18 protein-coding genes and 1 pseudogene are annotated in these 19,450 nt (G+C 73.0%); 8 read left to right on the top strand and 11 right to left on the bottom strand.

Going from position 1 to position 19,450, the window contains the following annotated elements; all coding sequences use genetic code 11:
* The first annotated feature begins 104 nt into the window (after positions 1–104).
* Positions 105–501 (top strand): annotated as a pseudogene (locus tag D9753_RS22800) (hypothetical protein).
* Between the two features lie 105 nt (positions 502–606).
* Positions 607–2,025, top strand: coding sequence for a S28 family serine protease (locus D9753_RS22805; protein ID WP_121788680.1), 1,419 nt, complete (start codon positions 607–609; stop codon positions 2,023–2,025).
* A 20-nt stretch (positions 2,026–2,045) separates the two neighbouring features.
* Here the strand turns inward: D9753_RS22805 and D9753_RS22810 are convergent, their stop codons facing one another.
* Positions 2,046–3,926, bottom strand: a complete 1,881-nt coding sequence (locus D9753_RS22810) for a glycoside hydrolase family 3 protein (protein ID WP_121788681.1) — start codon at positions 3,924–3,926, stop codon at positions 2,046–2,048.
* Positions 3,927–4,113: 187 nt separating this feature from the next.
* Between D9753_RS22810 and aroA the strand changes: the two genes are divergently transcribed.
* Positions 4,114–5,349: a 3-phosphoshikimate 1-carboxyvinyltransferase gene (gene aroA / locus D9753_RS22815; RefSeq protein ID WP_121788682.1), complete on the top strand. Its 1,236-nt coding sequence runs from the start codon at positions 4,114–4,116 to the stop codon at positions 5,347–5,349.
* Positions 5,350–5,400: 51 nt separating this feature from the next.
* Here the strand turns inward: aroA and D9753_RS22820 are convergent, their stop codons facing one another.
* From D9753_RS22820 to D9753_RS22830, 3 genes are all read right to left on the bottom strand, one after another.
* A complete protein-coding gene (locus D9753_RS22820) occupies positions 5,401–6,201 on the bottom strand; it encodes a sugar phosphate isomerase/epimerase family protein (protein ID WP_121788683.1) in 801 nt (266 codons plus the stop codon).
* 79 nt (positions 6,202–6,280) lie between these two features.
* Positions 6,281–6,883 (bottom strand): dihydrofolate reductase family protein, encoded by a 603-nt coding sequence (locus tag D9753_RS22825; protein ID WP_121788684.1) that lies wholly within the window; start codon positions 6,881–6,883, stop codon positions 6,281–6,283.
* A 244-nt stretch (positions 6,884–7,127) separates the two neighbouring features.
* On the bottom strand, positions 7,128–8,177 hold the full coding sequence (locus tag D9753_RS22830; RefSeq protein ID WP_240468485.1) for a LacI family DNA-binding transcriptional regulator: 1,050 nt from the start codon (positions 8,175–8,177) through the stop codon (positions 7,128–7,130).
* Positions 8,178–8,425: 248 nt separating this feature from the next.
* Between D9753_RS22830 and D9753_RS22835 the strand changes: the two genes are divergently transcribed.
* The 3 genes from D9753_RS22835 to D9753_RS22845 are packed head-to-tail and all read left to right on the top strand — an operon-like array spanning position 8,426 to position 11,561.
* Positions 8,426–9,577 carry a Gfo/Idh/MocA family protein gene (locus D9753_RS22835; RefSeq protein ID WP_121788686.1) on the top strand — a complete coding sequence of 384 codons (1,152 nt, stop codon included), beginning with the start codon at positions 8,426–8,428 and terminating at the stop codon, positions 9,575–9,577.
* Entirely contained in the window at positions 9,574–10,725 is a 1,152-nt protein-coding gene (locus D9753_RS22840) for a dihydrodipicolinate synthase family protein (RefSeq protein WP_121788687.1), read from the top strand. The genes D9753_RS22835 and D9753_RS22840 overlap by 4 nt, the downstream gene beginning before the upstream one ends.
* A 38-nt stretch (positions 10,726–10,763) precedes the next feature.
* Positions 10,764–11,561, top strand: coding sequence for a sugar phosphate isomerase/epimerase family protein (locus tag D9753_RS22845; RefSeq protein WP_121791235.1), 798 nt, complete (start codon positions 10,764–10,766; stop codon positions 11,559–11,561).
* Between the two features lie 174 nt (positions 11,562–11,735).
* On the opposite strand, the gene D9753_RS22850 is transcribed toward D9753_RS22845, so the two are convergent.
* Entirely contained in the window at positions 11,736–11,963 is a 228-nt protein-coding gene (locus D9753_RS22850; RefSeq protein ID WP_121788688.1) for a DUF397 domain-containing protein, read from the bottom strand.
* Positions 11,950–12,774 (bottom strand): helix-turn-helix domain-containing protein, encoded by an 825-nt coding sequence (locus D9753_RS22855; RefSeq protein ID WP_121788689.1) that lies wholly within the window; start codon positions 12,772–12,774, stop codon positions 11,950–11,952. The genes D9753_RS22850 and D9753_RS22855 overlap by 14 nt, the downstream gene beginning before the upstream one ends.
* Before the next feature lie 128 nt (positions 12,775–12,902).
* Here D9753_RS22855 and D9753_RS22860 point away from each other — a divergent pair, with 128 nt between their 5' ends.
* Both D9753_RS22860 and D9753_RS22865 read left to right on the top strand, forming a co-directional pair.
* Positions 12,903–13,133 carry a hypothetical protein gene (locus tag D9753_RS22860; protein ID WP_121788690.1) on the top strand — a complete coding sequence of 77 codons (231 nt, stop codon included), beginning with the start codon at positions 12,903–12,905 and terminating at the stop codon, positions 13,131–13,133.
* An 8-nt stretch (positions 13,134–13,141) separates the two neighbouring features.
* Entirely contained in the window at positions 13,142–13,450 is a 309-nt protein-coding gene (locus D9753_RS22865; RefSeq protein WP_121791236.1) for a hypothetical protein, read from the top strand.
* Positions 13,451–13,454: 4 nt separating this feature from the next.
* Here the strand turns inward: D9753_RS22865 and rbsD are convergent, their stop codons facing one another.
* From rbsD to D9753_RS22890, 5 genes are all read right to left on the bottom strand, one after another.
* Positions 13,455–13,844, bottom strand: coding sequence for a D-ribose pyranase (rbsD, locus tag D9753_RS22870; protein ID WP_121788691.1), 390 nt, complete (start codon positions 13,842–13,844; stop codon positions 13,455–13,457).
* Complete coding sequence (locus D9753_RS22875) at positions 13,841–14,743, bottom strand: ribokinase (protein ID WP_121788692.1); 903 nt, start codon at positions 14,741–14,743, stop codon at positions 13,841–13,843. The genes rbsD and D9753_RS22875 overlap by 4 nt, the downstream gene beginning before the upstream one ends.
* 84 nt (positions 14,744–14,827) lie before the next feature.
* Positions 14,828–16,777 (bottom strand): ABC transporter permease/substrate-binding protein, encoded by a 1,950-nt coding sequence (locus D9753_RS22880; protein WP_121788693.1) that lies wholly within the window; start codon positions 16,775–16,777, stop codon positions 14,828–14,830.
* A complete protein-coding gene (locus tag D9753_RS22885; protein ID WP_121788694.1) occupies positions 16,767–18,338 on the bottom strand; it encodes a sugar ABC transporter ATP-binding protein in 1,572 nt (523 codons plus the stop codon). The genes D9753_RS22880 and D9753_RS22885 overlap by 11 nt, the downstream gene beginning before the upstream one ends.
* Positions 18,335–19,369 (bottom strand): LacI family DNA-binding transcriptional regulator, encoded by a 1,035-nt coding sequence (locus D9753_RS22890; RefSeq protein WP_121788695.1) that lies wholly within the window; start codon positions 19,367–19,369, stop codon positions 18,335–18,337. Before D9753_RS22890 ends, D9753_RS22885 begins: the two co-directional genes overlap by 4 nt.
* Positions 19,370–19,450 lie beyond the last annotated feature (81 nt).

Consider the following 19,450-nt stretch of genomic DNA (forward strand, 5'->3'; position numbering starts at 1 on the left):
CGACGCGTCCCGCTGACGGTCGTGCAACCATCCGACACACCTGTGCGTCCGTACATCAGTACGGGCACAGGGGAGTGTGAACCGCGGTACGGGGAGGACGACGAGTGGACAGTGGTGCGATACGCCGGCGACTGGCGTTCGGTGCGGCCGTGCTGGCCGTGTCGGGGGCGCTCACCCTCTCGGTGACGGGGACGGCGCAGGCCGCCCCGGCCGGTGGCGGCTGCGCCGGGCACGAGGTGCGGGCCCTGCCGTTCAGAACCGGCGTCACCCACGTCTACAAGCACGACGGCTACGTCTGCGCCGTCACCGTCGCCAGACGCCCCGGCGCCGCCCAGACGATGTCGGTCAGCGTGCAGGCCCGCGGCAACCGGCCGGTCCTCGACCGGGGCCGCTACCGGCACCACGCCGGCCCGGTGACCGTGCACGCCGGCCACCGCTGCGTCTGGATCAAGGGATCGGTGGACCGGGTACGCGGTCAGCTCCGGCTGGATCCTGTGCTGAACGCCTGAGCGGGGCCCCGCGCATCCCCGCGCAATCCCCCCTGGTGTGACGACAGTTGCTGGGATAGCTTCCGGCGCACATCTGTCTCACAGGGGGAGAGTACGCATGCGCAAGGCGCTCAGATGGCTGCTGGCGCTCACGGTGCTCCTGGGCACGCTGAGCACGGCGGCCGGGGCGGCCACCGCCGCCGAGCCCGAGCCCACCGACATCAAGGACTGGCTGCTGTCGATACCCGGCATGAGCCTGGTCCAGGAGAAGCCGTACCCCGGCTACCGCTACTTCGTCCTGAACTACACCCAGCCGGTCGACCACCGCCACCCCGGCCGGGGCACCTTCCAGCAGCGGATCACCGTGCTGCACAAGGACACCAGCCGCCCCACGGTCTTCTACACCAGCGGCTACAACGTCTCCACGACCCCCTCGCGCCGCGAGCCCACCCAGATCGTGGACGGCAACCAGGTCTCCCTGGAGTACCGCTTCTTCACCCCGTCCCGCCCCGAGCCGGCCGACTGGTCCAAGCTCGACATCTGGCAGGCCGCGAGCGACCAGCACCGCGTCTACCAGGCCCTCAAAGCGCTCTACCCGGCCAACTGGCTGGCCACGGGCGGCTCCAAGGGCGGCATGACGGCCACCTACTACGAGCGGTTCTACCCGCGCGACATGGACGGCGTGGTGGCGTACGTCGCCCCGAACGACGTCGTCAACGACGAGGACTCCGCGTACGACCGCTTCTTCACCCGCGTCGGCACCGAGGAGTGCCGGGAGCGGCTGAACGCCGTCCAGCGGGAGGCACTGGTGCGCCGCGAGCCGCTGGAGAAGCGGTACGCCCGGTACGCCGCCGACAACGGCTACACCTTCGACACCATCGGCAGCCTGGACAGGGCCTACGAGGCGGTCGTCCTCGACTACGTGTGGGGTTTCTGGCAGTACAGCCTGCTCAAGGACTGCGACACCGTCCCGGCGGACGCGGCCACCGCGAGCGACGACGCGATCTGGGACTCGGTCGACGCCATCTCCGGTTTCTCCGCCTACACCGACCAGGGTCTTCAGACGTACACGCCGTACTACTATCAGGCGGGCACCCAGCTCGGCGCGCCGACCATCCACTTCCCCTACCTCGGCAAGCATCTGGTCCGCTACGGCTACCAGCCGCCGCGCAACCTCGTGCCCCGGTCCGTCCCGATGCGTTTCCAGCCGCGGGCCATGCGGGACGTGGACACCTGGGTGCGGCACCACGCCACGCACATGCTCTTCGTCTACGGCCAGAACGACCCCTGGGGGGCGGAGCGTTTCCGGCTCGGCGCGGGCGCCCGTGACTCGTACGTCTTCACGGCGCCCGGCCTGAACCACGGCGCGAACGTGGCGGGCCTGGTCGCCGACCAGAAGAGCCTCGCCACCGCCCGCGTCCTGGACTGGGCGGGCCTCCCGCCGGCCACCGTGGCCCGGGCGAAGCCGCTCGCCCCGTACGACGCCCGGCTGGACGCCCGAAACGCCCAGGAGCGGGAGCGCACGCTGCGTCCCTGAACGCCCCGGCGGGCCGGCCGCTAATACGTCAGCCCGTGTCCGACCGGGTACAGCACCCGCGCCGGGTCGTCCGCCCGCTGCACCGGCACCGGCAGCTTGCCGCGCGGTGCCACCCGGCCGGCGATCACCCGTGCGGCGGCGCGCAGTTCGACGTCCGTCCAGCAGTACGTGGCCAGGCAGGCCCGGACGGAGGGGAACTGCGCGACGTCGTACGGGTTGCGGACCGCCACCACGGCCACCGGCCTCCCGGTCGCCAGCAGGCGGTCCACCAGGGTCCGCTGGGCGCTGGACGCCGTCACGTTGTACGTGCACACGACCACGGCGTCCGCGTCCCGCGCGGCCGTGACCGCCTCGGTGATGGCCGCGGCGGAGGGCGTGGTGCCGGTGGACAGGGCCGTGGCGGCGAACCCCAGCCCGGTGAGGGCGGCGGCCAGGACGCCGGTGGGCGGCCCGGTGGTGCCGGACGGCGAGGCCGGGTCGGCGCCGACGACCAGGACCCCGCGTTCCCGACGGGGGTCGAACGGCAGGGTGCCGTCCTCGTTGACCAGCAGCGTGGTGGAGCGTTCGGCGATGCGGTCGGCGGCGGCCAGGTGCGCCCGGGTGCCCACCGCGCGGCCGACGCCCGCCGGGTCGGCGTAGGGGTGCTCGAAGAGCCCGAGCCGGGCCTTCAGCCGCAGGATGCGCAGGATCGATTCATCCAGGCGGCCCTCGGTCAGCTCGCCCTCGCGCACGGCCGTCAGCACCGCGTGCCACGCCACGTCCAGCGACGGCGGGTTGAGTAGCTGGTCGACGCCTGCCTCGAGCGCGAGCACCGGCACCCGGTCGTCGCCGTACTTGGTGCGGACGCCCTGCATGCCCAGCGAGTCGGTGATCACCACCCCGTCGTAACCGAGTTCGCCGCGCAGGATGCCGGTGACGATCGGACGGGACAGGGTCGCCGGGTCCCCGGAGTCGTCCAGGGCCGGGAACTGGATGTGCGCCGTCATGACCGAGTCGATGCCCGCCCGGATCGCGGCCCGGAACGGCACCGCGTCCAGCCGCTCCCACAGCTCCCGGCTGTGTGTGATGACCGGGAAGCCGTAGTGGCTGTCGACGGCGGTGTCCCCGTGGCCCGGGAAGTGCTTGGCGGTCGCCGCGACCCGGGCCGCCTGATAGCCCCTCACCTCGGCGGCGACCAGAGCGGCCACCGCGTCCGGGTCGGCGCCGAAGGAGCGGACCCCGATGACCGGGTTGGCCGGGTTGACGTTCACGTCGGCGTCGGGGGAGTAGTCCTGGTTGACGCCCATCGCGCGCAGCTCGGTGCCGGAGATCCGGCCGAGGGCGTGGGCGTCGGCGCGGGAGCCGCCCGCGCCGACCGCCATCGCGCCCGGGAAGAGGGTGGCCGGCCTGCCGATCCGGCAGACGGCGCCGTGCTCCTGGTCGGTGGCGATGAGCGCCGGCAGTCCGCGCGGCTGCTCCAGGCAGGCCCGCTGGATGCCGTCGGACAGGTCCGCGATCTGCCGCGGGTCGCGGGTGTTGTGGGCCCAGGTGAAGTAGATGATGCCGCCGACGCGGTAGGTGGCGATCAGCTCGGCGGCGGTGCGGACGCCGATCTCCCGGAGGTTGGCGTCGACGTCGGCTTTGTCGGGGGCGGTGGCGGAGTGGCCGTAGACCCGCATCACGAAGAGCTGGCCGACCTTCTCCTCCAGCGTCATCCGGGAGATCAGGGCGCGCAGCCGGCGGTCGTGGACGGCGGAGCGGTCGGCGGCGGCCCGCGCGGTCGCCGCAACGGTGAGTCCGGCGGTGAGGCCGGCGGTGGCGGCGAGGACGGCGCGCCTGGACGGCCGTTCGGTGCTTCCCGTGCTTCCCGTGCTTCCCGTGCTTCCCGTGCTTCCCGTGCTTCCCGTGCTGGTGTCGTGCACGTGCGCTCCTTCCAGAGGAGAACCGCTGAAGGAAACTTCCGAGGAGTCAGCAATATCCGGGAAGTTTCTTTCCGTCAAGGGAATGCACAGTAACCACGGGAGGGCCGCCGCCGACGCATTACGCCGGGCGCGTCCAGCTCCTGGACATCACGTGACCGGACCCCGGGCGAGCCGTCATCATGCGGCCATGCCCGCAGTCGACATCCCCGGTTCCAAGTCCATCACCGCCCGCGCGCTCTTCCTCGCCGCGGCCGCCGACGGCGTCACCACCCTGGTCCGGCCGCTGCGCTCCGACGACACCGAAGGCTTCTCCGAAGGCCTGACCCGGCTCGGCTACCGGGTCGGACGCACCCCCGACACCTGGCAGATCGACGGCCGCCCGCAGGGACCGGCGCGCGCCGAGGCCGACGTCTTCTGCCGCGACGGCGCCACCACCGCCCGCTTCCTGCCCACCCTGGCCGCCGCCGGACACGGCACCTACCGCTTCGACGCCTCCCCGCAGATGCGCCGCCGCCCCCTCGGCCCGCTCACCCGCGCCCTGCGCGACCTCGGCGTCGACCTGCGGCACGGGGAGGCGGAGGGCCACCACCCGCTCACCGTGCACGCGGCCGGCGTCGAGGGCGGCGAGGTCTCGCTGGACGCCGGCCAGTCCTCCCAGTACCTCACCGCGCTGCTCCTGCTGGGCCCGCTGACCCGCACCGGCCTGCGGATCCGGGTGACCGACCTGGTGTCGGCGCCGTACGTGGAGATCACCCTGGCGATGATGCGGGCGTTCGGCGTCGACGTCGTCCGGGACGGCACGGTGTACGACGTCCCGCCCGGCGGCTACCGGGCCACCACCTACGCCGTCGAACCCGACGCCTCCACCGCGAGCTACTTCTTCGCCGCGGCGGCGGTCACCCCGGGCCGCGAGATCACCGTGCCCGGTCTGGGTGCGGACGCCCTCCAGGGCGACCTGCGCTTCGTGGAGGTGCTGCGGCGGATGGGCGCGGAGGTGACGGTGGCGAAGGACCGCACGACCGTACGCGGCACGGGAGAGCTGCGCGGGCTCACGGTGAACATGCGGGACATCTCCGACACCATGCCGACGCTGGCCGCGATCGCGCCGTTCGCCTCCGGACCGGTCCGCATCGAGGACGTCGCCAACGCCCGGGTGAAGGAGTGCGACCGCCTGGAGGCCTGCGCGGACAACCTGCGGCGGCTCGGCGTCGACGTGCTGACCGGCCCCGACCGGATCGAGATCCGGCCCGGCAAGCCCGCGCCCGGCGTCGAGATCAAGTCCTTCGGCGACCACCGCATCGTCATGTCGTTCGCCGTCACCGCCCTGCGCACCCCCGGACTGACGTACGACGACCCCGGCTGCGTGCGCAAGACGTTCCCCGGCTTCCACGACGCGTTCGCGACGCTGCCCACCGCCGGCTGACGCCCCCGGGAAACGTCCCGAGACGTGCGGCCCGCAGGTGGGGCGTGCGGTCTACGCCGCCTCGCCCAGCAGCCGCGTCAGGTGGTCGCGGCCCTCGTCCAGCAGCCCGGCGAGCGGGGCGGCCTCCTCGTACCAGCGCTTCTCGTACTCCCAGCACAGCCAGCCGTCCCAGCCGTTCCGGGTGAGGACGTCCACGCACTCGCCGAGCGGCAGCACGCCCGCGCCGAGCGGCAGCGGGGCGGTGTCCTCGGCCGAGGAGACGTCCTTCACCTGCACGTACCCCAGGTGCGGGGCGAGGGCCGCGTAGGTCTCGGCCGGCTGCTCGCCGCCCAGCCAGGTGTGCATCACGTCCCACACCGCGCCCACCTGCCGGTGGCCGACCGGGCCGATGATGCGGATCGCGTCGGCGCCGGTGCGGTGCGAGTCGTGCGTCTCCAGCAGGATGCGGACGCCGAGCGCGGCGGCGTCCTGCGCGGCGGTGCCGAGCCGCCGGGCGGCGATCGCGTCGGACTCCTCGCCGGGCTGCTCCGCGTCGGCGCCGGGGAGGACGCGGACGTAGGGCGCACCGAGGTCCTGGGCCAGCCGGAGCAGTCCGCGGATCTCCTCCAGCACCGGGGCGTCGTCGCCGGGGGCGGCCACGCGGGCGTACCCGGCGATCGCCAGTACCTCGATCCCGGCGCCCCGGAACTGGGCCGCGATCTCGGCGCGGCCGGCCGGGGAGAGCCCCGCATGCACCGGTTCCTCCGGGTGGGCGCGCAGTTCGACCCCGTGGTAACCGTGGGCGCTCGCGAGCGCCAGAACCTCCGGGACGGGCAGACCGGGGACACCAAGAGTGGAGAACGCCAGCTTCATGGTCACGGAACGTACCCCCCAGCCGCCGACCTCATGCCCCGCACGACGGCACGGCACCGCTGCGATCCGCGGGGGCCGCTCAGTCCCGCGGCCCCCGCACCGGCCGGAACACGTTGATCTGGGCGCCGGTCCTCGCGGTGACCGACGACACCAGCTCCCAGGTCCGCAGGGCTCCGTCCGCCGGGAAGACCGACTTGCCGCCGCCGAGCATCACGGGCATGACCACGAGCTGCAGCTCGTCCACCAGGTCCGCGGCGATCAGCGCCCGCACCAGCGTCGGACTGCCCATCATCGTCAGGTCACCACCGTCGGCGGCGCGCAGCTCGCGCACCTTGTCCAGCGCCTGCGCCCCCGGCACGCGCACGGTGTTGTCCCAGGTCAGGTCCTCGTCCCCGAGGGTGTCCGACACGACGTACTTGCGCAGGGAGTTCAGCCGGTCGGCGAAGGGGTCCCCGGCGCGCTCCGGCCAGGCGGCGGCCATCGTCAGATAGGTCCGCCGCCCGTACAGCAGCGCCTCGGCCTTCTCCAGGCCCGCGGCGAAGGCGCCGCCGAGGACCTCCGGGTCGAAGAAGGGATGCGACCAGCCGCCGTGCGCGAACCCTCCGTCGGTGTCCTCCTCGGGCCCGCCGGGAGCCTGCACGACTCCGTCGAGGCTGATGAACTCGGTGACGACGACACGCATGGGGAGCTCCCGTTCCTGTTTTCCGGTCCGTGGTCCGTACGGCAGTGCAGACCGGTGGCCGCCGCGAAACTCATCGCCGGGCCGGCCTGCCGTTGCCCGCGCCGGGCGCCACGGACACCGAAGCCGCCGGCGACGACTCCGGGGAGTCGACCGCGCGGCAAGGACACCGTACGCGCCGGCGCGACACCGAGAACTCCGCGGCCCACCGTCCGCCCGCAGCTCGCGCCGCGCCCGGCCCCGCCGCTCACGGCGTCCGCGGCACTCCCGTGGACCCCCGCACCATCAACTCCCCCCGCACCGAGGCGATCCCCCCGGGCGGTGGCTCCTCGCGGCCCATCGCGATGCGGCCCGCCCGTGCCCCCGCCTCCGCCAAGGGCAGGCGGACCGTGGTCAGCGACGGCAGCGTGTCGACGCTGAACGGCAGGTCGTCGAAGCCGGCGACCGAGACGTCCGCGGGGATGCGCAGGCCGGATTCGCGCAGGGCGGCGCAGGCGCCGAGGGCGACGGAGTCGTTCGCGGCCACGACGGCCGTCAGGGAGGGGTCGCGGCGCAGCAGCTCCAGCGTGGCCTCGTACCCGGACCGGCGGTCGTAGCGGCCGTACACCGTCCGGCTCGGGTCGTCCTCGATGCCGGCCGCCGTGAGGGCCGCGCGGTGGCCCTCCAGGCGGTGCCGGGTGGTGGTGCGTTCCCCGGGGCCGGCGATGTAGCCGAGCCGGCGGTGGCCGAGGCCGACGAGGTGGTCGGTCAGGGCGCGGGCGCCGCCCCGGTTGTCGAAGGTCAGCGCGATGGCCTTGGCGTCGGGTGCCGGCGGTCGCCCGCACAGCACGATCCGGGTCCCGGCGTCCGCCAGCTTCCGCAGTTTCGCCGCGACGGCCGCCGCGTGCGGCGCCTTCTCCACGGCTCCGCCGGTCAGCACTACGGCCGCGGCCCGCTGCCGCTGGAGCAGGGTCAGGTAGGTGAGTTCGCGTTCCGGGGAGCCGCCGGTGTTGCAGACGACCGCGAGCCGCTCGCCGCCGGCCCGTCCGCCGGGTCCGCCGATCTCGGCCTGGATCGCGCCGGCCATGATCCCGAAGAACGGGTCGGCGATGTCGTTGACGAGGATGCCGACCAGGTCGGAGGTGGCCGCGGCGAGCGCGCTGGCGGGCCCGTTGAGGACGTAGTCCAGCTCGTCCACGGCCCGCAGCACCCGCTCGCGCGTGGAGGCGGCCACCGGGTAGTTGCCGTTCAGCACGCGCGACACCGTCGCTGGGGAGACCTGGGCGCGGGCCGCCACGTCCGCCAGGGTCACCGTCATCGTCGTCCTCCGGTCGCGCATGTCGTCGTACGCCCTCGTAGACATCCAGGCAGAAGTCCTGGTTCCGAGCAGACCCTAAGGCCAAGGGCACTGTTTGTTCGCCCCCTCGAACGACTCGAAGCGGACACGGTCTTGTACGGACCACGCCCAGAGGCTAGCTTCTCTGCATAGAAAGCGCTTGCTGCATGGGTGCGGGCAGGGGCTTGCCGTACTGATCGGGGCGCGCGGCGCCCACGGAGGGGACTGACGTGACACGCAAGACGGTGCGTATCGCCATGAACGGCGTGACCGGGCGCATGGGCTACCGCCAGCACCTCGTCCGGTCGATCCTCGCCCTGCGCGAGCAGGGCGGCCTCGACCTCGGCGACGGCACCGTGCTCTGGCCCGAGCCCATCCTGCTCGGCCGCCGCGAGCACGCCCTGAAGGAGATCGCCGGCCGGCACGGCCTCACCGAGGTCTCCACCGACATCGACGCCGTCCTCGCCGACCCGTCCGTCGACATCTACTTCGACTCCCAGGTCACCTCCGCCCGCGAAGAAGCCCTCGGGAAGGCGATCGCCGCCGGCAAGCACGTCTACACCGAGAAGCCCACCGCCACCGGCCTGGACGGCGCCCTCGCACTCGCCCGCCTCGCCCACGCCCGGGGCGTCCGGCACGGCGTCGTCCAGGACAAGATCTTCCTGCCGGGCCTGCGGAAGCTGAAGCGGCTCGTCGACGGCGGCTTCTTCGGCCGCGTCCTCTCCGTCCGCGGCGAGTTCGGCTACTGGGTCTTCGAGGGCGACTGGCAGCCGGCCCAGCGCCCCTCCTGGAACTACCGGGCCGAGGACGGCGGCGGCATCGTCGTCGACATGTTCCCGCACTGGGAGTACGTCCTGCACGAGTTGTTCGGCCGGGTGACGTCCGTCCAGGCCCTGGCCACCACCCACATCCCGCAGCGCTGGGACGAACAGGGCAAGCCCTACGACGCCACCGCCGACGACGCCGCCTACGGCGTCTTCGAACTGGAGGGCGGCGCCGTCGCCCAGATCAACTCCTCCTGGACGGTCCGCGTCCACCGCGACGAACTGGTCGAGTTCCAGGTCGACGGCACCGAGGGCTCGGCCGTGGCCGGCCTGCGCACCTGCCGCGTGCAGCACCGCGGCGCCACCCCCAAGCCCGTCTGGAACCCGGACGTCCCCGCCACCGAGGCCTTCCGCGACCAGTGGCAGGAGGTTCCCGACAACACCGAGTTCGACAACGGCTTCAAGGCCCAGTGGGAGCTGTTCCTCAAGCACGTCTACGCCGGCGCCCCCTACCACTGGGACCTCCTGGCGGGCGCCCGCGGCGTCCAGCTCGCCGAACTGGGCCTCAGGTCCTCCGCCGAGGGCCGCCGTGTCGAGGTGCCGGAGGTCTCCCTGTGACGATCAGGCTCCCCGGCGCCGGGGGGCGGCTGCGGACGTACGAACCGCGCACCGCACCCCTCGCCGTCGCCCCCGGCACCCCCTTCACCTCCCGTACGGTCTTCTCCGCGGCCCACGTCGTCGCCGACCCGTACGCGGACGTCTCGCCCGACGCGCCCGCCGCCGTCGACTGGGACGCCACCCTCGCCTTCCGCCGCCACCTGTGGTCGCACGGCCTCGGTGTCGCCGAGGCCATGGACACCGCCCAGCGCGGCATGGGCCTTCACTGGGCGGGCGCGGCCGAGTTGATCCGCCGGTCGGCGGCGGAGGCGAAGGCGGTCGGTGGCCCCATCGCCTGCGGAGCCGGCACCGACCAGATCACCGGCGGCACCCTCGCCGGCATCCGCGCCGCCTACGAGGAACAGCTCGCCGTGGTCGAGGACGCGGGCGCCCAGGCCATCGTCATGGCGTCCAGGGCGCTGGCCGCGACCGCCACCGGCCCCGAGGACTACCTGGAGATCTACGGCCACCTCCTGCGCCAGTCCGCCGAGCCGGTCGTCCTGCACTGGCTGGGCCCGATGTTCGACCCGGCGCTGGAGGGCTACTGGGGCGCGGCGGACCTCGACGCGGCCACCGACACCTTCCTGGAGGTGATCGCGGCCCACCCCGACAAGGTCGACGGCGTCAAGGTCTCCCTGCTCGACGCGCGACGTGAGACGGACCTGCGGCGCAGGCTGCCGCACGGGGTGCGCTGCTACACCGGCGACGACTTCCACTACCCCGAGTTGATCGCGGGCGACGAACAGGGCTTCAGCCACGCCCTGCTGGGCATCTTCGACCCGCTGGGCCCCCTGGCGGCGGAGGCGGTCCGGGTCCTGGACACGGGAGACGTGACCGGCTTCCGCGCACTCCTCGACCCCACGGTCGAGCTGTCCCGGCACCTCTTCCAGCCCCCCACCCGCTACTACAAGACGGGAGTCGTCCTCCTCGCCTGGCTCGCGGGCCACCAGTCCCACTTCGCGATGGTCGGCGGACTCCAGTCGGCCCGCTCCCTCCCGCACCTCGCCCGCGCCTACGAACTCGCCGACGCACTCGGCCTGTTCCCCGATCCGCGGCTGGCCGAGGAACGCATGAAGACCCTTCTCTCCCTGTACGGGGTGGACCAGTGAGCACGACGAGCGGCCTGGAGCGCTTCTCGATCAACCAGATGACCGTGAAGCAGCTTCCCCTCCCCGAACTCGTCGCCGCCTGCGCGGAGTCGGGCGTCTCCCGGGTGGGCCTGTGGCGGGAACCCGTCCAGGCGTACGGCGTCGAGGCGGCGGCCGGGCTGGTGCGCGACGCCGGTCTGACGGTGACGACCCTGTGCCGGGGCGGCTTCCTCACCGCGATCGATCCGGCGGCCCGCGCGGCGGCCCTGTCCGACAACCGCCGGGCGGTCGAGGAGGCCGCCACCCTCGGCACCGACACCCTGGTGCTGGTCTGCGGCGGCCTCCCGGCCGGCTCCAGGGACCTGCACGGCGCCCGGGAGCGGATCGCCGACGCCCTGGCGGAACTCGGCCCGTACGCCGAGGACCACGGTGTACGCCTCGCCATCGAGCCCCTGCACCCGATGTACGCCGCCGACCGCTGCGTGGTCTCCACCCTCGCCCAGGCCCTGGACCTCGCCGAACGCCTCCCCGCGCACCAGGTCGGCGTGACCGTGGACACGTACCACGTCTGGTGGGACGACCAGGCGCCCGCACAGATCGCCCGCGCGGGCGCGACCGGCCGCATCCACGCCTTCCAGCTCGCCGACTGGACCACCCCCCTGCCCGAGGGCGTGCTCAACGGCCGCGGCCAGCTCGGCGACGGCGCGATCGACATGCGCGAGTGGCTGGGCCACGTGGACGCCGCCGGCTACACCGGCCCGATCGAGGTCGAACTCTTCAACGACGGCCTGTGGGCCCGGGACGGCCGGGAGGTGCTGGCCGAGACGGCGGCACGGTTCGTCACCCACGTCGGCTGAGGTCCGCCGGGACGCGCGAGATTCTCCGGGACGCCGTGCAACCCTCTCGCCCCGGAGCGTGTCGTACATGGCATCAGCACTCCCGACGGGGGACCCGGGGGGGGACAGGGAGTTCTGAGGGGGGAGAGCCGAGGGGCTTGCCCGGTCCGCGGACCGGGCAAGCCCCTCGAAACGTCAGTCCTGGAGCTGCCCCCGCTTCACGGCGGTCACGAAGCTCGCCCAGCCGTCCGCGGAGAAGAGCAACGCCGGACCGGCGGGTCCCGCCTTGCTGTCGCGCACGGGCACGGCGGCGTGACCACGGGCGACTTCGAGGCACTCGCCCTGGTCGCCGCCACTGTGGCTCGACTTGTACCACCCGGTGAGCGTGGACGAGTCGACGACGGCGTGCTCACTGCTGACCATGTGCGTGTTCCTCCGCTGCTGCCCTGACCAGGGCCAGTGACTCCTGCTGCGACAACGCGTCGCTCAGCGCAAGAGCGTAGGCCGTCTGGCTGGCCGTCACCAGGGCGGGATCATCCATCAAGTTCCCCGTCAGGAAGCCCTCGACGTAGGCCACCGGCGCCGAGTCATCGAAGGCCATCAGCGTGAGCAGGCTCTGCAGGAGTGCGTGTGCGCCGACTTCGTACGGCAGGACGTGCAGGCGTAATTGACCCGCCTCGGCCATGTCGGCGATACGCCGTAGCTGCTCCGCCATGACCCGCGGACCGCCGACACGGCGCCTGAGGACACCCTCGTCCAGCAGTGTCCAGACGACAGGGCGTGCCGGTCCCTCCAGAACGCGGCGGCGGTTTGTTCGGATGACGACGAACTCGTCAAGTTCCGCGGCCGTGTAGTTCGGCCTGTAGGCACGGAAGAGGGCGCTCGCGTAGTCGTCGGTCTGCAAGACCCCTGGAACCAGTGTCAGCGCGAACTGTTGCATCATCACGGCCTGTTGCTCCAGCTCCGCGACGACAGCGAAATGGTCGGTGTACTTCGTCTCCAGGTCCTCCAGCCACCGGGCGAAGAACCCGTCCGTCCCCAGCGCCTGGTCGATCCGCCGGGCGTCGTCGGGCTTGGGCAGCCGTCTGCCCGCCTCGTAGTGACTGATCAGCGTCGGCGAGCAGACCACCTGGTCGCCCAGTTTCTCCTGCGTGAGCCGGGCCGCCGTCCGGCGCAGCCGTAACTCCTCGCCGTACTTCTCGCGCGGCGTCCGCGGCCTGTGGTCCTCGCTCATGCGGCCAACTCCCTTGCTGACAGGCGCGATGTCAACCCCCCACCCCTGGCAGCCTAGCCACCGCCGACCCCACGCTGTGAGTGATTCGCCACAGAACGCAGTCACCGCAGGTGAGAGAGCAGGCTGACATGACACATTTCCTGGCCCGGCTGCTGGAGCCGCTGCTCCGGTCGCTCCTGCCCGCCCGGGGGCGACGGCGCCGGGGATCGGCCGCACCGCCCCCGTGCGTCCGCGCGTACCCGTACTCGTGCCGGTACGTCGGCGGTCCCACCGCGTACCGCAGGGGCGAGGCCCCCCTGCGCGGCGAGGACAGCCCGCTGGTCCGGCCCTACCTCGACCGCGTGGAGACCGACGCGTGAACGACCTGATGCCCGACCCCTCGGCGGGCGGACGCCTGCTTCCCTGGACCGGCACGGAGGGCAAGCCGTGCTACCTCCTGGGCGACGGCACGGGGTACGTCTCCCGGCTCGCGGACCAGATCGAGGGCGTGCAGCTCGGCATGGCGGACGCTCTGCTGGAACACGCCGCCGAACTCCTCGCCGCGCACCGGCTGACCGGTGCGGAGCTGCACTATCTGGCCCGGCGGCTCAGCGAGTCCCTGCGCGACGTCAAGCGCGTCGCGGAGAGCAGGGGCGCGCGCCTGGAGGGGGCGGACGCAACGGGGGGCCCGGGGTGAACCGTCAGAAGAACACCCCGCACCGCAGCAGCACGTTGGCGTACGGCCGGGCCTCGCCGGTGCGGACCACCAGGCGGGCCCCCGCCGACAGCTCCTTCAGCCGCTCGTGCGGGACCAGGGCCAGACCGGGGAGGCGGGACTCCAGCAGCGCCGTCGCCGCCGGGTTGGCCGCCCGGACCTCCTCCGCCGCCGTCGCGCCCTCCACCACCAGCTCGGCCAGCAGACCGTCCAACACCTCGGCGAACGACGGCACTCCGGCCCGGAACGCCAGGTCCACCACCCGCGGGCCGTCCGGGACGGGCATGCCCGCATCGCAGACCAGCACCCCGTCCCCGTGCCCCAGCTCGGCGAGGGCTCCGGACAGATGGCGGTTGAGGATGCCGGCCTTCTTCACAGGGCCTCGACCTCCGCCGCCGTGGGGTACGACTGCTGCGCGCCCCGCCGTGTCACGGCCGCCGCGCCGACCCGGGCCCCGTAGGCCGCCGCCTCGGCCGGTGCGGCACCCGTGCCCAGCTTCCAGGCCAGGGCCGCGGTGAAGGCGTCACCCGCGCCGGTCGTGTCCACCGCCTCCACCCGCACCGACGGCACCCGGGTCACCCCGGAGCGGTCGCACACCAGAGCACCTTGCGCGCCCAGCGTGACCACCACCGAGCGCGGGCCCTTGGCCAGCAGCAGCCGGGCCCAGTCCGCGGGGTCCTCGCTCACGCAGGCGTCGCCGAGGACCACCCGCGCCTCGTGCTCGTTGACGATCAGCGGGTCGCAGGCCGCCAGCACCTCCACGGGCAGCTCACGCGGGGGAGAGGGGTTCAGCACGAAGCGGCTGCCCGGCGCCAGGGCGCGGACCACCTCCACGACCGTCTCCAGCGGGATCTCAAGCTGCGCCGACACCACCCGGGACGCCTGGAAGAGGCTCGTGGCCGCCCGGACGTCCCCGGGCGTGAGCCGGGAGTTGGCGCCCGGCGACACCACGATGCTGTTGTCGCCGGAGGGGTCGACGGTGATGAGCGCGACACCCGTCGGGGCGCCGCCCACCAGGACACCCACCGTGTCGACCCCGGCCGTGCGCAGGGAGTCGAGCAGCAGCCGGCCGTGCCCGTCGTCACCGACCCGCGCCAGCAGGGCCGTCGCGGCGCCGAGCCGGGCGGCGGCGACCGCCTGGTTGGCGCCCTTGCCGCCCGGGTGGACGGCGAGGTCGCCGCCGAGCACCGTCTCGCCGGCGGCCGGCCGCCGCTCGACACCGATCACCAGGTCGGCGTTGGCCGATCCCACGACCAGAAGGTCGTAGTCGTACATCTGTTGACTCCCCTGTGAATGGCTGTGGGGCGGACGGCCGCGCGGGCTCCTCGCCCGTCACGGCCGTCCGCCCCCGCGTCCGTGTCAGCCGCCGAAGCCGGCCACGTTGTCCTTCGTGACCACCTTCACCGGCACCTTCACCATCGGTTCCACCTTCTTGCCCCGGACCGCCTTCAGCGCGTTGTCCACGGCGGTCCGCCCCAACTGGGCCGGCTGCTGGGCGACCGACGCGTACAGCGTGCCGTCCTTGACCGCGGTCAGTCCGTCCGGGGTGCCGTCGAAGCCGACGACCTGCACGGACCGGCCGGCCCTGGAGCCGAGCGCCTTGATCGCGCCGAGGGCCATCTCGTCGTTCGCGGCGACGACGCCCTGCACGTCGGGGTGGGCCTGGAGCAGGTTCGACATCACGTCCAGGCCCTTGGTGCGGTCGAAGTCGGCGGGCTGCTGGGCCAGCACCCGGATGCCGGGATAGGCCTTGAGCCCGTTCGCGAAGCCCTGCGCGCGCTCCCGGGCCGCGGAGGTGCCCGCCTGGCCCTGGAGGATCACGATCCTGCCGCTGCCACCGAGCTTCTCGGCGATCGTCTTCGCGGCCAGCTCGCCGCCGGCGACGTTGTCGGAGGCCACCAGGGCGTCGACGGACGCCTTGTTGACGCCCCGGTCGACGGCGATCACCGGGATGCCCGCCCGGTCGGCGGCCTTGACCGAGTTGCCGGCCGCGTCCGAGTCCACCGGGTTGACGATGACCGCCCCCAGCCGCGAACTGGTGAAGTTCTGCAACTGGTTGGCCTGCTGGGAGGCATCGTTCTGGGCGTCGGTGACGGTGAGGTCGATGCCCAGCCGCTCCGCCTCGGCCTGGGCGCCCGTCCGGATCTGCACGAAGAAGGGGTTGTTGAGCGTCGACAGGGACAGGCCCATCCTCGGCTTCGCCGAGGACGAGGAGCCGCCGTGCAGGAAGGAGCTCGCGCCGACCACCGCCACGGTCACCACGGCCGCGAGCCCGTATGTCGCCGCCTGCCGTCCCTTCGGTCCGCCCGTGCCGGCCGCCACCGGGGTCGCCCCGGCCTTGCGGCGCACGGTGTCCAGCAGCACCGCCAGCGCGATCACGACACCGATCACGACCTGCTGCCAGAACGCCGACACCGACAGCAGGTTCAGGCCGTTGCGCAGCACCGCCAGGATCAGCGCGCCGATCAGCGTGCCGGACGCCTTGCCGGTGCCGCCCGCCAGGGAGGCGCCGCCGATGACGACCGCCGCGATGGCGTCCAGCTCGTAGCCGTCGGCGGCCTGCGGCTGCGCCGAGGACAGCCGGGAGGCCAGCACGACGCCGGCGACCGCGGCGAACACCCCGGACAGGGCGTAGATCGCGAGCTTCTGCTTGCGCACCCGCAGCCCCGACAGCCGGGCGGCCTCCTCGTTGCCGCCGATCGCGTACATCGACCGGCCGATGTAGGTCCGCCCGAGCACCAGGGCGGCGATCAGCCCCATCATCACCATGACCAGCACCGGCACCGGCAGCCAGCCGCCGAGGGTGTCGCCGAGGTGCGACACCGAGCCCGGGAAGGGGATGGGGGAGCCCTGCGAGATCACCAGGGCGAGACCGCGCCCCACCGACAGCATGGCCAGCGTCGCGATGAACGGCGGCAGCTTGCCGTAGGCGATGAGGAAACCGTTCATCAGCCCGGCGACGACTCCGGTGGCGACGGCGAGGACGACCGCGAGGACCACCGGCACGCCGTGCTGCGTCGCGCTCCAGGCCAGCACGGTCGCCGACAGCGCGGCCACCGAGCCTACGGAGAGGTCGATGCCCGCGGAGACGATCACGAAGGTCACACCGAAGGCGAGGATCGCCGTGACGGCCGCCTGGACACCGATGTTCAGCAGGTTGTCCGTCGTCAGGAAGTCGCCGGACAGTACCGACAGGGCGACGACGAGGACGATCAGCGCGGTGAGCGCGCCGTTGTCGAGGAGCAGCCGGCGCAGGCCGCCCGGGGCTTCACTCGCGCCCGTCGTGCTTCTGAGCGTGTCAGTGGCCACGGGTGGCCTCCTTCTCGGTTCCGGTGGTCTGGGTGGGGACGGGGGTGGAGCCGGCGGGATCGGTCCCGGTGGCCGGGGCGGAGACGGCGAGCGCCATGACGGCGTCCTGGGTGGCCTCGCCGGCGGCGAGTTCACCGGTGATCCGGCCCTGGGCCATGACCAGCACCCGGTCGCTCATGCCGAGCACCTCCGGCAGATCACTGGAGATCATCAGGACGGCGGCCCCGGCGGCCGTCAGTTCGTTGATGAGCTGGTAGATCTCGACCTTCGCGCCGACGTCGATACCGCGCGTCGGCTCGTCGAGGATCAGCACCCGGGTGTCGGCCAGCAGCCACTTGCCGATGACGACCTTCTGCTGGTTGCCGCCGGACAGGGTCCGCACCCGCTGCCCCAGTCCGGCCATCCGCACGCCCAGTTGCCCCGCGATCCGCCCGGCCGCCGCGTGCTGCGCCTTGCGGTCGACCAGCCCGGCCCGCGTCGCGGAGCGCAGGGTCACCAAACCGAGGTTCTCCTCGACGGAGGCGTCCAGCACCAGCCCCTGGCCCTTGCGGTCCTCCGGCACGAGTCCGATCCCGGCCGCCATCGCCGCGTTCACGTCGTGCCGCCTGAGCCGCCCGCCCGACACCCGCACCACTCCGTGGTCGTACGGATCGGCGCCGAACACGGCCCGCACGACCTCCGTCCGCCCGGCGCCCACGAGCCCCGCGACGCCGACGACCTCGCCGGCGTGCACCTCGAAACTCACGTCGTGGAAGACCCCGTCACGGGTGAGCCCCTCCACGGACAGCAACGGGGCGCCCCGCTCGGGCCGTTCCCGCGGATACTGCTGCTCGATGGACCGCCCCACCATCAGCCGTACGAGTTCGTCCTCGGCCGTGGAGGCGGGCACCTGCCCGACGCTCCTGCCGTCCCGGATGACGGTGACCCGGTCACCCAGGGCGGCGATCTCCTCCAGGTGGTGGGTGATGAACACGATGCCGACGCCGTCCGCGCGCAGTGAGCGCACGATGGCGAACAGCTTCTCCACCTCCTCGGAGGTGAGCACGGCGGTCGGCTCGTCCATGACGAGCACGCGCGCGTCGACGCTGAGCGCCTTGGCGATCTCGACCATCTGGAGCCGCGCGATACCGAGGTCCCGCACGCGGGCGCGGGGCGAGACGTCGACGCCCACCCGCTCCAGCAGCTCGCCGGCCCGGGCCTCCATCCGCTTGCGGTCGATCATCCCGAAGCGGCGCGGCTGCCGCCCCAGGAAGATGTTCTCGGCCACGGTGAGATCCGGGACCAGGTTGAACTCCTGGTAGATGGTGGCGATCCCGAGCCGCTCGGCGTCCTGGGCGCCCTGGATGCGCACCTCCCGGCCGCCGACGTGGATCCGCCCCGCGTCGGGCGTGTAGGCGCCGGAGAGCATCTTGATGAGCGTGCTCTTGCCGGCGCCGTTCTCACCGAGCAGCACATGGACCTCGCCCCGGCGCAGGTCGAAGTCGACGCCGTCGAGCGCCACCACGCCGGGGAAGGTCTTGCGTATGCCCTCGATGCGCAGCAACTCGTCCGGGTTGCTCACGACGTGCTCCTTTGCACTGGGGAGGGGGACTGGGGCTGGGCCGGCGCACCGCACGAGCGGCGCACGACGAGCCGGGCGGGCAGGGTGACGGACCGGGGGGCGCGCCCCTCGATCCGGTCGGCCAGCGCGCGTACGGCGGCGCGCCCCAGCTCGCCGGTCGGCTGGGCGATCGCGGTCACCGGCGGGTCGGTGTGCACGAACCACGGGATGTCGTCGAACGCGGCCAGCGCGATGTCGTCCGGCACGCGCAGCCCGCGCGCGCGTACGGCGTCCAGCGCGCCGAGCGCCATCAGGTTGTCGGCCGCGAAGACGACCTCCGGCGGCCGGGGAAGATCCAGGAACCCCTCGGTCACGCGCCGCCCGCTCTCCGCCTGGAAGTCGCCCTGGCCGATGTAGGCGTCCGGGAGCGGTATGCCGTACTCGGCGAGGGCCGCCCGGAAGGCCTCGACCCGCTCACTGCCGGTGGTGGTGGCCGCCGGTCCCGCGATGATCGCGAGCCGGCGGTGCCCGAGCCCGTACAGATGGGCCACGAGGTCCCGTACGGCCGCCCGCCCGTCGGCCCGCACGACGGGCACGTCCACGCCCGGGATCCACCGGTCGACGAACACCATCGGGGTCCCCGCGCGGACGGCGTCCAGCATCAGCGGCGACCCCCCGTCGGTCGGCGACACGAGCAGCCCGTCGATGCGCCGGTCCAGCAGGTTCCGCACGTGGTGGTCCTGCAGCTCGGGCCGCTCGTCGGCGTTGCCGATGATCACGCTGTAGCCGAGCGCGCGGGCCTCCTCCTCGACGGAACGGGCCAGCTCGGTGAAGTACGGGTTCAGCACGTCGCTGATCACCAGCCCGAGGGTGTGGGTCTGGTCGGTCCGCAGGGACCGGGCGACGGCGTTGGGCCGGTACCCGAGGGCGTCGACGGCGGCCAGCACCCGCGTCCGTGCGTCCGCACTGACCGACGGATGCGCGTTCAGCACCCGCGACACCGTGGCCACGGACACCCCGGCCGCGGCGGCGACATCCTTGATGCTCGCCATGAGCCGCCTCCACCTCCTCGTGGAATCGTTTACATCGCTACGGTGCAAGCATTGGAATCGATTACACGGCGGGGGGCAAGG

Source organism: Streptomyces dangxiongensis, assembly GCF_003675325.1.
GTDB classification, from domain to species: Bacteria; Actinomycetota; Actinomycetes; order Streptomycetales; family Streptomycetaceae; genus Streptomyces; species Streptomyces dangxiongensis.

Coding starts and splice junctions, on each gene's coding strand:
- D9753_RS22805 (WP_121788680.1), top strand. CDS start 607: ATGCGCAAGGCGCTCAGATGGCTGCTGGCGCTCACGGTGCTCCTGGGC.
- aroA (WP_121788682.1), top strand. CDS start 4,114: ATGCCCGCAGTCGACATCCCCGGTTCCAAGTCCATCACCGCCCGCGCG.
- D9753_RS22820 (WP_121788683.1), bottom strand. CDS start 6,201: ATGAAGCTGGCGTTCTCCACTCTTGGTGTCCCCGGTCTGCCCGTCCCG.
- D9753_RS22825 (WP_121788684.1), bottom strand. CDS start 6,883: ATGCGTGTCGTCGTCACCGAGTTCATCAGCCTCGACGGAGTCGTGCAG.
- D9753_RS22830 (WP_240468485.1), bottom strand. CDS start 8,177: ATGACGGTGACCCTGGCGGACGTGGCGGCCCGCGCCCAGGTCTCCCCA.
- D9753_RS22845 (WP_121791235.1), top strand. CDS start 10,764: ATGACCGTGAAGCAGCTTCCCCTCCCCGAACTCGTCGCCGCCTGCGCG.
- D9753_RS22850 (WP_121788688.1), bottom strand. CDS start 11,963: ATGGTCAGCAGTGAGCACGCCGTCGTCGACTCGTCCACGCTCACCGGG.
- D9753_RS22855 (WP_121788689.1), bottom strand. CDS start 12,774: ATGAGCGAGGACCACAGGCCGCGGACGCCGCGCGAGAAGTACGGCGAG.
- D9753_RS22860 (WP_121788690.1), top strand. CDS start 12,903: ATGACACATTTCCTGGCCCGGCTGCTGGAGCCGCTGCTCCGGTCGCTC.
- D9753_RS22865 (WP_121791236.1), top strand. CDS start 13,142: ATGCCCGACCCCTCGGCGGGCGGACGCCTGCTTCCCTGGACCGGCACG.
- D9753_RS22875 (WP_121788692.1), bottom strand. CDS start 14,743: ATGTACGACTACGACCTTCTGGTCGTGGGATCGGCCAACGCCGACCTG.
- D9753_RS22890 (WP_121788695.1), bottom strand. CDS start 19,369: ATGGCGAGCATCAAGGATGTCGCCGCCGCGGCCGGGGTGTCCGTGGCC.